Source organism: Roseateles sp. P5_E11 (assembly GCF_054049355.1).
In genome coordinates this window covers 1-12,007 of the sequence record NZ_JBFUMO010000136.1, presented here as the reverse complement: position 1 = coordinate 12,007, position 12,007 = coordinate 1, and the positions used below count along the sequence as shown (strand labels likewise).

General features: G+C 67.9%; 9 protein-coding genes. 4 read left to right on the top strand and 5 right to left on the bottom strand.

Translation table 11 applies throughout. The annotated features are described in order from the left end of the window. Window positions 1-63: 63 nt before the first annotated feature. From ACXJKR_RS12525 to ACXJKR_RS12510, 4 genes are all read left to right on the top strand, one after another. Window positions 64-432 (top strand): Hpt domain-containing protein, encoded by a 369-nt coding sequence (locus tag ACXJKR_RS12525; protein ID WP_457323112.1) that lies wholly within the window; start codon window positions 64-66, stop codon window positions 430-432. Window positions 433-439: 7 nt separating this feature from the next. Further along, entirely contained in the window at window positions 440-2,662 is a 2,223-nt protein-coding gene (locus ACXJKR_RS12520; protein ID WP_457323111.1) for a putative bifunctional diguanylate cyclase/phosphodiesterase, read from the top strand. After that, a complete protein-coding gene (locus tag ACXJKR_RS12515; RefSeq protein ID WP_457323110.1) occupies window positions 2,662-4,539 on the top strand; it encodes a GGDEF domain-containing protein in 1,878 nt (625 codons plus the stop codon). The genes ACXJKR_RS12520 and ACXJKR_RS12515 overlap by 1 nt, the downstream gene beginning before the upstream one ends. A 163-nt stretch (window positions 4,540-4,702) precedes the next feature. Next, window positions 4,703-6,745 (top strand): autotransporter, encoded by a 2,043-nt coding sequence (locus ACXJKR_RS12510; protein ID WP_457323109.1) that lies wholly within the window; start codon window positions 4,703-4,705, stop codon window positions 6,743-6,745. Window positions 6,746-6,752: 7 nt separating this feature from the next. Here ACXJKR_RS12510 and ACXJKR_RS12505 read toward each other — a convergent pair whose 3' ends face one another. The 5 genes from ACXJKR_RS12505 to ACXJKR_RS12485 form a co-directional block, all read right to left on the bottom strand. After that, a complete protein-coding gene (locus ACXJKR_RS12505) occupies window positions 6,753-8,099 on the bottom strand; it encodes a methyl-accepting chemotaxis protein (RefSeq protein ID WP_457323108.1) in 1,347 nt (448 codons plus the stop codon). A gap of 51 nt (window positions 8,100-8,150) precedes the next feature. Then, a complete protein-coding gene (locus ACXJKR_RS12500; protein ID WP_056199199.1) occupies window positions 8,151-8,864 on the bottom strand; it encodes an RNA polymerase sigma factor FliA in 714 nt (237 codons plus the stop codon). A gap of 98 nt (window positions 8,865-8,962) precedes the next feature. Then, window positions 8,963-9,742 (bottom strand): MinD/ParA family ATP-binding protein, encoded by a 780-nt coding sequence (locus ACXJKR_RS12495; RefSeq protein WP_457323107.1) that lies wholly within the window; start codon window positions 9,740-9,742, stop codon window positions 8,963-8,965. Window positions 9,743-9,750: 8 nt separating this feature from the next. Continuing rightward, entirely contained in the window at window positions 9,751-11,406 is a 1,656-nt protein-coding gene (gene flhF, locus ACXJKR_RS12490; RefSeq protein WP_457323106.1) for a flagellar biosynthesis protein FlhF, read from the bottom strand. Beyond that, window positions 11,403-12,007: FHIPEP family type III secretion protein (locus ACXJKR_RS12485; protein ID WP_457323105.1), on the bottom strand; the 605-nt coding region annotated here is incomplete at its 5' end. The genes flhF and ACXJKR_RS12485, both read right to left, overlap by 4 nt.

The window sequence follows — 12,007 nt, the reverse complement described above, 5'->3', positions numbered from 1 at the left end:
TTGGCCCCCCTCCCACCCGAGATACATTTAGGCGTGCCGAGTCCCTGACCCGCAGACCAGTCCATGACCGCCTCACAGCCCGCAGCCCTGCTCGATCCCGAGGCGATTCGTCGCCTGCGGGAACTCGACCCGAGCGGCGGCAACAAGCTGCTGGAACGCGTCGTGGCGGCGTTCTCCAACTCACTGGACCGTTTGCTGCCCGACCTCGCCCGCGCCCGTGAAGGCGCTACACCTGACCTCGCCGTCGTGCGCCATGTCAGCCACACGCTGAAATCCTCGTCGGCGAGCCTGGGCGCCATGGCACTGTCTGCGCGCTGCGCCRACATCGAAACCATGGTGCGCGATGGCCGCGTGGACGGCCTTTCCGAGCAGTTGGACGCTATGCTCCAAGACATCCAACAGGTACGCGCGGCGTTGGCCGCGCTGCTCTAAGAGAAGCATGCTGCCTACCGGTCAAGCCCTCGACGACCTCCCGCCGCGCCCGCGCGTGCTGCTGGTGGACRATGACGAGGTCAATCTGCTGTTGACCGCCGCCGCGCTGCGCGAGCGCGGCTTTGAAGTCACCGAAGCGCCCAGTGGCAGCGAGGCCCTGGGCCTGCTGTCCACGCGCACGCCCGACGTCGTCGTGCTGGACGCGCTGATGCCCGAGCTCGACGGCTTCGAAACCTGCTCGCTGCTGCGCGCCACACCCGGCTTCGAATCCCTGCCCGTGCTGATGCTGACCGGCCTGGACGATGAAGCCTCCATCAACCGCGCCTACCAGGCCGGCGCGACCGACTTCTTCGTCAAGTCGCCGCAATGGAGCCTGCTCGACGGCCGGCTGCGCTATCTGCTGCGCAGCTCGCGCACCCGGCTTGAGCTGGAGCGCAGCAAGGCCAAGCTGGCGCGCGCCCAGGATCTGGCCCGCATGGGCAGCTTCGAATGGTGGCGCGACACGGCCGCCAGCTTTGCCATTTCCGCCGAGGGCCTGCGCGTCTTCGGCCGCGGCCCACAGGACCGGCTGGACTTCATCGGCGTCATGCGCATGGTGCCGGCGGACGACCGCCATGTCTTCCTGCGCCTGCTGCGCGACGTCATCGCCCACACCTCGGTGCTGGTCACCGACCTGCCACTGACCCTGCCCGATGGCCGCCAGCGCGTCGTCCACATCGAGGCCGAGCCGGAATTCAATGAGCAGGGCGGCGTCAACGGCTACACCGGCATCCTGCAGGACGTGACCGACCGCCGCCAGGCCGAGGACCGCATCCGCCAGCTGGCCCACTTCGACGCGCTGACCGGCCTGCCGAACCGCCGCCAGCTGATCTACCGTGTCGAGCGCGCCATCGAGAGTGCGCGCCGCGGCGGCCACGAGGTTGGCCTGCTGCTGATCGACCTGGACCGCTTCAAGGTCATCAACGACACCCTGGGCCACGCCGCCGGCGACGAGCTCCTCGTCGAGGTCGGCCGTCGCCTGCGCAGTTGCGTGCGCCATTCCGACCAGATTCTGGAAGGCGTGCTCGACGGCCTGGGCAAYCGCAGCCATCGCGGCCTGGAAGCCGTGGGCCGCCTGGGCGGTGACGAGTTTGTCGCCCTGCTGCCCGAGGTGGCCGACGAACGCGATGCCGAACGGGTCGCCCAGCGCGTGCTGGACGCCCTGCGCGAGCCCATCTTCGTCGGCGGCCAGGAGTGCTTCGTCACGGCCAGCGTCGGCATTGCGCTGTACCCGCGCGACGGCCAGACCATGGCCGACCTGCTGCGCAATTCCGACGTGGCGATGTACGCGGTCAAGAGCCAGGGCCGCAATGCCTCGGCCGTCTATTCGCCGCAGCTGGCCGGCCACGGCAAGCAGAAGCTGGAGCTGGAAAGCGCCCTGCACAAGGCGCTGGAGCGCAATGAGATCGTGCTGCACTACCAGCCCAAGATCGACGTGCGCGCCGCCCGCATGGTGGGCGCCGAGGCGCTGATGCGCTGGCAGCGTGGCAATGTGCTGGTGCCGCCGGCCGATTTCATCCCGCTGGCCGAAGAGACTGGCCTCATCGTGCCGCTGTCCGAATGGGCCCTGAAGGAAGCGGCCCGCCAGGCCAAGCTGTGGTCACTGCAGTTCGGCTTCAGCGATTCCATCGCCGTCAACCTGCCCAGCCGGCTGTTCGAGCGTACCGATCTCGTCGAGCACATCCACCAATGCGTCAGCGCCTATGGCGTGCCGCACCGGTCGATCCAGCTCGAGATCACCGAGAACAACCTGATGAAGGACCTGCAGAACGTCATCCCGTCTCTGCATCGCCTGAACGAAGTGGGTGTGGAGATCTCCATCGACGACTTCGGCACCGGCTATTCGTCCCTCGCCTACCTGACGACGCTGCCGATCTCGGAAGTGAAGATCGACCGCACCTTCGTGCGCGACCTCGGCATCACGCCGCAAAGCTCGGCCGTCGTCACGGCCATCATTGCGTTGGCGCGGGCCCTGGGCTTGCGCGTCATTGCCGAGGGTGTCGAGACGCTGCGCCAGATGGAAGTGCTGCACCGCCTGGGCTGCTCGCTGATGCAAGGCTTCCTGTTCAGCAAGGCGCTGCCGCCCGATGAGCTGGAGCGCTGGATCGCCCAGACCGTGCTGCCACGCAAGGCGCCCTGGATCACGCAGGCCGACGGCAACAACGACGTGACGTCTCGCGGGCAACGTTAATGCGTTCGCAACTGCCTCCGGCCCWACTGGCCAAGGCCGCGCTGCAGCGCCTCGCCCAGGCCCGGCTGGAACCCACGCCCGAGAACTACGCCCGTGCCTACGCTATCGAAAGCGGTGGCGAGCCGGCGCAGGCCGCCAGTGGCGCCACCAGCGCCGTCTCCGAGCGCCTCCAGCAGCTGATGTCCAAGCTGATCAGCCTGGCCCTGCCCTCGGGCAGCACGCGCCAGGAGCTGCAGACCGCCTTGCGTGAACAAAAGCTCGACGAACTGCAACGCCAGGTCGACAAGCTGCTCGACGTGGCCGGCCCCGCGGCCCAGGCCGAGGCCCTGGCCCAGGCCATCGAGCGCCTGTTGCGCGGCCTGGAGCGCGGCGGCAAGCACTGGACGCTGGCGCGCAAGAAGGACGGCATCAGCCGCGTGCTGGAGCTGGGCCGCAACGACAGCGGCAAGCTCGTCAAGCGCCTGGGCCAACTGGTGGCAAGCTGGGACAAGGACGGCGACGGCAGCGGCGTGGAGACGGATGAGGACGGCGGCACACCCAGCCAGTTCTTCTCCGAGAGCACATTTGCCGAGACGGGCTTTGGCGAAACGTCCCGTTTTCGCGAGAGCACCGGCTTTGGTGAACTCAGCCGCACCGGCCTGCGCGACACGACGCCGCCGGTTGTTGACACCAGCCCCCACTGGGCCGACGTCAGCAGCGAACTGAACGGCACGGTGCGCCATGCGCTGCGCTCGCCGCAGACCGAGGCGACGCCTGCCGACGCCTTGATGCGCGAGCTCGACGCCGCCCAGGCCGAATTGAAGTCCCATGGCGCCAGCCCCGACCGCGCCACGCAGATGGCCGCGCTGTGCCTGCGCGCCCGGCATCTGCTGGACCACCGCCGCCATCTCTTTGATGAACTCGGCGGCCTGTGCCGCGAGCTGAGCGGCAGTCTCGTCGATCTGGCCGAGGACGATTCCTGGGCCCGGGGCCAGGCCGAGGCGATGAGCAACGCACTCGCCCAAGGCCTGTCGGGCCGCGGCGTGCGCACCGTGTCCGAACTGCTGTCGGGCACACGCGAGCGCCAGCGCGCGCTGCGCGAGGAACGCTCCAAGGCGCGAGATTCCCTGAAGGGCCTCATCCAGCGCATGCTGGCCGAACTCGGCGAGCTGGGCCAGCACACCGACCGCTTCCAGACCAGCGTCGGCCGCTATGCCGAGGCCATCGAGCAGGCCGATTCGCTGGAAAGCCTGACTGGCACCGTGCGTGAGATGGTCGAGGAGAGCCGCAGCGTGCAGAGCCTGGTGTCCCAGACTCAAGCGCGCCTGACCCTCGAGCACGACCGCGCGGCCGCGCTGAACCAGCGCGTCGACGAGCTGGAGGGCGAGCTGCGCCGGCTGTCCAACGAAGTCCACACCGACCAGCTCACGCAAGTAGCCAACCGCCGCGGCCTCATCCAGGCCTTCGGCATCGAGCAGGCCAAGGCCGAGCGGGAGTCAACTCGCGTGGCCCTGGCTTTGCTGGACATCGACAACTTCAAGAAGCTCAACGACAGCCTCGGCCACCACGCCGGCGACATCGCGCTGAAGTCGCTGGCCGAGCGCACGCAAGCCTCGCTGCGGCCCGGTGACATGGTGGCGCGCTACGGCGGCGAGGAGTTCGTGCTGATGCTGCCCAACACGCCGCTGGACGAGGCCCAGCAGGTGCTCGTGCGCCTGCAGCGCTCGTTGTCCAGTGCGCTGTTCAACCACGAGGGCAAGGACGTCTTCGTGACCTTCTCGGCCGGCGTCACGCTCTACCGCCCCGGCGAGACGCTGGAAGCCGCGCTGGACCGCGCCGACGTGGCCCTGTACGAAGCCAAGCACACCGGCAAGAACCGGGCGTGTATCGCGGAGTGATTTGCACGGGCGCGTCCCAAAGCAGGCTGCACGCCAACTTTGACGCAGTTCCCCTGGGGTGAACGGAAAGTTGCAATTGGCACTCCGGCCGGGAGCGGGCTCGCCGGCATGATGCGCGCGGGCGCGGCAACCGGCGCTCGCAGATCATCCAGCAGGAGCCTCCTTGCGTTCGACCTTTACTGGCGCCAGCCGGCGCGGAATTTTATTGGCCGGCTGCGCCGTCCTCACGACGGCCTGTGGCGGCGGTGGAGACGCCACCAGCACGAGCGCGACACCGGACGCCTCCGCTCTGGCGGTCCAGGCTGCCAGGGACATCACGGCGGACGTCCTCGCCAATAGTGACATCACACTGGACGGTACCGCCGTCATCAAGCTGCCCGCGGGCACGACGACTTATTCCGGCGTCATCAGCGGACAGGGCACGCTGCGCCTCATGCCCGCCGCCGGCACGGGCACGCTGACCATCACGCGCACCAGCACGTTCACGCTACCGACGGCCCAGCAAGTCCAGGTCGTCAAAAAGACAATCTATCCCGGCGCAGGCTATGCGCTGACTCGCACCGGCTTGAACCCGCCGGTGCTGACCATCGATCCCGGCGCCACGCTCCAGATCGGCACAARCACCAGTGCCGACAGCTCGCCCAACATCATCGCGACGTCCGACAGCAAGAATGAGGCGAGCCTGATCAACCGGGAGATCAACCTCAACAACATCCTGAACAACGGCACGATCATCCTCAGCAGTGCGCAGTTCGTGCTGCTGGGCCAGATCAGTGGCAGCGGCAGCATCGTCCAGGCCCCGGACGTCTGGGGCGGCAACTCATCGGGTGGCGTCAATACCTACTCGGGTGTGCTCGCTCTTACCGTCGGGCAGGATTTCGGCAGCAACCATGTCGCTGCATCGCTGGCCAATGCCAAGGCGGTCCTCAACGAAGGCTCATGGCTGGTCTGGAGCCCGCCAGGCAGCGTCGTCACGGTGACGCAGAACATCTATGAAGCGGCCTACGGGAACGACATCAACTTCCACGCCATCGGCCCGTCGACCATCGTCATGTCGGGCGTCTACAGCCACACCGACAACAGCCCGCACAACCATCCCAACCTGGTCAACCCGGGCCTGAGCGACCTCAGCTTGAATTTCGCCAAGGTCATCTACCGCGGCGGCGCGAACGACGTCAACGGCAACGACGGCAGCTACCGCGGCATCAACATCGAGCGCGGCGCCGGCGTCGTCCAATGGGGCGACGGCACACACGCCAACTTCTTTCTGCCGTCGGCGCCGTCGCCGGCCGACCCCTACCCGACGCTTGGCAAGAAGAACGCCTACATCAACCTGCGCAGCGGCACGCTGGCCTTCAACTACAACGGACCGGTGACTCTGCACGTGGGCATCACCGGCGGCGGGGGCGGCCCGCACCGGGATGGCGCGGTCGGTACGGGCAACGTCAAGGTCATGCCGACGCCGGGCAACGACGTGACCTTCGCCCAACCGCAGAACTACAACGGCACCACGACCATCGGCGCCAACGCCATCCTGCGCCTGGGCACAGGAACGCCCGTGCCGCTGAACTACATCACCGTCAATGCGAGCAAGGGCAAATCGACCTTCCTGCAGGCCACCTACAGCGGTGACGCCAGCCTGCTGACGGCCGAGTCGCCCAATGGCGTGGCGAGCAATGCCATCGTCAACGACGGCCAGCTCGTCGTCCAGAACACCACGACCGCGATCACGCTGTCCAACATCAGCGGCAGCGGCAGCCTCGCTCACAACGGCGCTGCTGCGCTCACGCTGCAGAACAACAGCTACAGAGGTGCCACGCTGCTCAATGGGGGCACCACCTGGGCCGGCAGCGCCAATGCGATGGGCACGGGCGACGTCGTCAACAACGCGGCCCTGGGGCTGGCCAGCGGCCAACATGAATTGGCGCTGGGGGGTAGCTTCCGGCAGGGCGCGACCGGCCAGCTCACGCTCTCTATCGCCGRCACCGCACCTGGCGTCACCCACGACCATGTCAGCGTTGCCGGGCCTGCCATGCTCGGTGGCAGCCTGGTGCTGAACTTCAGCGGCAGCTACGCCCGGGGGCAGAAGCTCGTGCTGATCCAGGCCGCCGGCGGCCTCAGCGGTGCGTTCAGCTCGATCAGCAGCAATGGGGCGACCGTGGCGCCCGGGCAGGATGCCACGAGCTTCTTCGTCACCGTGCAGTAGCTGCCGATCAGAAATTGAAAGCCAGGCGGAGTCCGCCCCAGTGCTTGCCGGCGACGATGATGGGCGCCGCGGCCTCCTTCAGGATGACGAAGCGGCCACCGCCCATGTCGCGCCGATAGGTCTGCAGCAGGAAGGGCCGCGTGTTGCGTGCCGAGGCCAGGCCCGTGCGGTCGTTGAAGATGCGGCGGTAGCGGCTGTTGGCCGTGTTCCAGACCGTGTCGCCCGGGCGCTGCGGCTGGCAGTACTTGCGGTTGTGCGTCGCGATATAGCCGTTGCGGTCGGCCGCGATGCAGAACACCACCTTGTCGCTGAAGGCCAGCATCTTCTCCTGCACGGCGGGGAAGAGGCGATCCGTCAGCTGGCAGAAGCGCGTCGCGTGCTGCTGCGGCGCCGTGCCTTCGATCGGGCGATATTTGTCGTCGAACAGATCGGCCTGACTGATCTGGCCACCGCGTAGCGCCTCTTCGAGCAGGGCACCGATCTCCGCGGCGGCCTGCTGGGCGGTGCGGATGAAAGGCATGTCGTCGACCTCGACGCCGCTCTCGGCGATCTGCTCGACGAGCTCCTCGGACATGCGCAGGAAGCGGTCGCTGCCGTCGAAGGCCACCTTGAGGCCGTGCGAGGCCTGGGACACCTCGCGCTCCAGCTCATGGGCGCGTTCGTTGAGCAGGCTCATCTGCTGGCTGCTCTCGCCGGCCGACGCGGAGATGCGCTGCACGTCCTGCTCGACCTCGTGGAAGGCGGCGTGGATCTGGCTGGGCTTGGCCGGGTTCTCGGTCAGCTCGGCGCTGAAGCGATCGATGCGCTCCTGCAGGCTGGCGATGGCGCTGACGATGGCCTTGGACGAGGCCTCGACCTGGCCGGCCAGGGCCTTGACGGCCTCGGCAACGACAGCGAAACCTCGCCCGGCATCGCCCGCGTGCTTGGCTTCGACGGCGGCGTTGAAGGCGACCAGGCGGGTTTGCAGGGAAATCTTGGTGATCTCGGCCGCGGCGCCCGACACCTGGGCCAGCGTGGACGCCATGCCAACGACCTCGCCACCGACGACGCCGAGCGCGCCGCGGGCCCGCTGCACTGCGGCGGCGCTCTGGGCGGTGGCGGTGGTGATGGCGGTCTGCGCCTGACCAATCTGGTTGAGCTGCTGAGCCAGGGCCTGCATGGCCTGGCTCTGGGCCTGGACGATGCGCTGGGTATCTTCCAGGGCACCGCGCACTTCCGCGGCATCCTTGCCGACCGTGGAAATCGAGCGGGCCAGCCGCTTGACGACATTCAACGCCGCACTGTCATCTCGCCGGACGGGCTCATCCCGAGTGATGGCGGGGGAAGAACCTCCGCCCTTGGGCCACTTGAACATGCATTTGTCCCCGCTTATTGGCCGGGGCTCGGCAAGAAGTGGCCCCGTAAATTACCAGTCACGCAGCTTAACGCGCAACCTTGCAATCGACTGACTGTGCAACTGGCACACGCGGGACTCCGTGACCTTGAGCACGGCCGCAATCTCCTTGAGATTCATGTCGTGCTCGTAGTACATGCTCATGACGAACTGCTCGCGTTCGGGCAGGTTCTTGATGGCGGCCACCAGCGCCTCGCGCATGCGGTGGTCCTGCAGCTGGGCGACGGGGTTGGCACCCTCATCGGCCACATGGCGGTCGAGGTAGTCGTTGTCACCGTCGGCGCCCGACATGTCTTCCAGATAGACCAGTTGGGTGCCTCGCACCTTGCCAAGCAGTTCCTGGTACTCAGCCAGCGGCAGGCCCATCTCGGCGGCGATCTCGTCCTCGCGCGGCGCGCGGCCCAGGCGTTGCTCGACCTTGTGCACCGCGACTTCGATCTCACGCTGCTGGCGGCGCGTGCCGCGGCTCATCCAGTCGCCGCCGCGCAACTCGTCGAGCATGGCGCCGCGGATGCGCTGAGTGGCGAAGGTCTCGAACTGCACGCCCTGCTCGGCGTCGAAGCGCGACAGCGCATCGGTCAGGCCGATCAGCCCGACCTGGATCAGGTCATCCACCTCCACATTGGCCGGCAGCTTGGCAATCATCTGGTGCGCCAGGCGTCGGACCAGCGGGCTGTACTGCTTGATCAGCGTGCTGTTGTCGAGGCGGCCTTTGGGTGTGTACATGTTCAGCTCCGCACGGCCGCCCGAAGGGGCTGAAGCGCCCCCGCGGGGGGCAGCGAACGCAGTGAGCGTGGGGGCATCATGTTTGGTCTCCGGCGAGATCAATGCGCAGCGATGAACGGGGAAGACGCCTTGCGCGCCGGGCGCAGCGGAGTCGCGTCGGAGGCGGCGTCAACGGCCGCTCCCGGGGGAGCTGCAAGCAGCAGCTCGCGGGCGAGATGGCGCAGTTCAGGCGTGAGTGGTGCGTGCTGGGAGGCTCTTGGGTCCAGGCAGGCCCAATCGCGCAGCACCGCGCCGAGGAAGCCGTCGGCGCAGGAATGAAGCTGTTGCGCGATGCGGGTGGCCACGCGCAGTTGAGGGTGGCAGGCCATCAGCAGACTGTAGACCATCAGCCCCGCCCGTTGTGTGAGCCATTTCATGCCTGCGTAGGCTTCCGTGACGCTGGCGGGCTCGGTATCAGCCAGCAGCAACGGACGCACCTCGCGCAGGGCCACGATGCGGGCGAGTTCCGCCGCCGGGGCGTGCAGCAGGATGACGTCGGCGTCGGGTGCGGCGTCGGCCACGGCCTCCAGAAAGGAAGCCGCCGAACCATGGGCATTGATGTGGCGCAGCGGCAGCCCGCGCGCGGCAAGGTAGGACACCTTGGGCGACAGGCGCTCGATGCAGTTGGACAGGTCGACGCTGGCCAGCTCCGAGGGCTTGGCCGAGTGTTCACCGGCGTCGACGACCAGGGTGTTCAGGTTCAGCTCGGCAAAGGCCGCGCACAGGCCTTCCAGCAGCACGCCGGCCCCCATGACGCGCGGATTGCTGACAACCGGCACGAAGCGGGTCTTGGAGGCCGCGAAAAGCCGCCGCAGCCCATGGGCTTGGTCGAGTGGCATTGTCATCCTCAGTGAACGGCCCTGAGGCCAGCGTCGGTCAGCGGGCCGCCGGCGAAGATGAGGTTGACGTCGGTGTTGTCCATGCGCCAGGCACCAGAGGCGGCGCCCTTCAGGGCACGCTGCACCAGGCCGACGCTGGGCAGGCGGTGCCAGTCTTCGGGCACGCGCTGGCCGTTGGCCACGCCCAGCACCTTGAGCTTGTGGCGGATCAGGGTGTCCAGGGCCGGAGCGAGCTTGACGGCTTCGTCGATCTTGCTGAGCACGACGCCTTCGCAGGCAGCGCCCTTCCAGGCGTTGACGACGTCTTCAATGGTTTCACCCTGCTGGGCGGCATTGATGACGAGCAGCTTCTTGATGCTGGGGTGGGCCAGCATCTCCAGCAGCTCCTGGGTGCGGCTGTCGCGCTGGGCCATACCGGCGGTGTCGATCAGCACCAGCTTCTTGCTGGACAGCAGGTCCAGCAGGTCGTCCAGCGAGGCGCGGTCATGCGCGGTGTGCACGGGCACACCGAGGATGCGGCCGTAGGCGCGCAGCTGTTCGTGAGCGCCGATGCGGTAGGCGTCCAGCGTGATGAGGCCGAGCTGGCTGGCACCGAACTTGGTGGCGAAGTGGGCGGCCAGCTTGGCGGTCGTCGTCGTCTTGCCGACACCGGTGGAACCGATCAGTGCGAACACGCCGCCCCGGTCCTCGATGGCCGGCGCGGCCTCATCGGTCTGCAGGTTGCGCGACAGCACATGGGCGGCCCAGGCGGTCTCGTCGGCCGGCTCGGCGGGCGAGCCGGGCTTGAAGTCGGATGGGCAGCTCTCGGCCAGCTTGCGCACCAGGGCCGGGCTGAAGCCCAGTTCCAGCAGCTTTTGCGTCAAACGAGCCTGCACGGGTTGGCGCTGCAGCTTTTCCATGAAGGCCAGCGACGAAAAACGCTCTTCGATCAGGCCGCGCATCTGGCGCAGCTCGGAGGCCATGTCCATCTGGTTGCGCTGGCTGGCATTGGGCTGGCCGGGCAGGGGCATGGGCTCCACGGCGCCGATGTCGCTCAGCTTCGGCACGGCACGCTGCGCGTTCGGAGCGGGAATACGGATCTCGTCGCGCAGCACCGGCGGCGCGGGGCGGGCCTGGGGTGCCGTGGGCGGCGGCACGGCGCGCTTGGGCGTCAGCGCGGCCATCGCCTCCGCGGCGCGGCGGTCGCGCTGCTGGCGGGCGGCGTCCAGCGAGCTGGCGGCGGGCTGAGTCGGCGGAGGTGCGATCCGAGGTGCCGGTGCGATGGGATCGAGCTGGCCGCTGATCTCGGCCTGGCGGCGGCGCAGCACGCGCTCGCGCACATAGTCCTGGAAGCTCAGCGTGCTCATGGCGAGTTGCTCGACGTCGCCACTCACCTCGGGGCTGCCGAAGCTGGGCTCCATGCGGGAGCGGTCGGCGAAATTGGCACGGGCGGCAGGCGCCTGCGGTTGCACGGTGGGCGGCGGCACCTGCGGGCGGGTCTGGCTGCGCGGCGCACTGTGGGCTATCTGCTCGATCTGCCCCATGCCTTCCGGCGCCATCGCCAGCACCTCGACGCCTTCTGGCACGGTCTTGTTGGACAGCACGACGGCGTCGGCGCCGAACGCCTGCTTGACGAGCGCGAGCGCCTCGCGGGATGTGCGAGCGGTGAATTTGCGGACGTTCATGCTGTGCCTCCGATGATGGAGCCGATGCGGATGGTGTGGGTCTCAGGAATCTCGCTGTGGCCGAGCACCTTGAGGCGGGGCGCGGCGCGCCTGAGCAGGCGCGCCATGGGCGCGCGGATCAGGTCGGGGACCAGCAACGTGGCGGGCACGCCGCGGTCTTCCTGCTTCTGGGCGTTCTCGGCGGCGCTGCGCGCCAGCGTGTCGGCCACGCCCGGGTCGAGCGCTGCGCCGTGCGGCGAATTGAGGGCCTGGGTGACGAGGCGCTCCAGCTCGGGCTCGAGCGCGATGACGTCCAGCTCCTTGGTGGAGCCGTAGATCTGCTGCACGATGGCCGGCGCGATATGGGTACGGATGCGGCGAGCCAGCTCGACCGGATCGGTGACGGCGGCGGCATGCTCGGCCAGGCATTCGACGATGGAGCGCATGTCGCGGACGTGCACGCCCTCCTCCAGCAGCAGCTGGAGAACGCGTTGCAGTGTGGCGATGCTGACCATCTTGGGAATCACGTCTTCGATCAATTGCGGCGCCTGCTTGGTGAGGTGTTCCACCAGGGCTTGTGTCTCCACGCGGCCCAACAACTTGGCCGCGTGCACTTGCATCA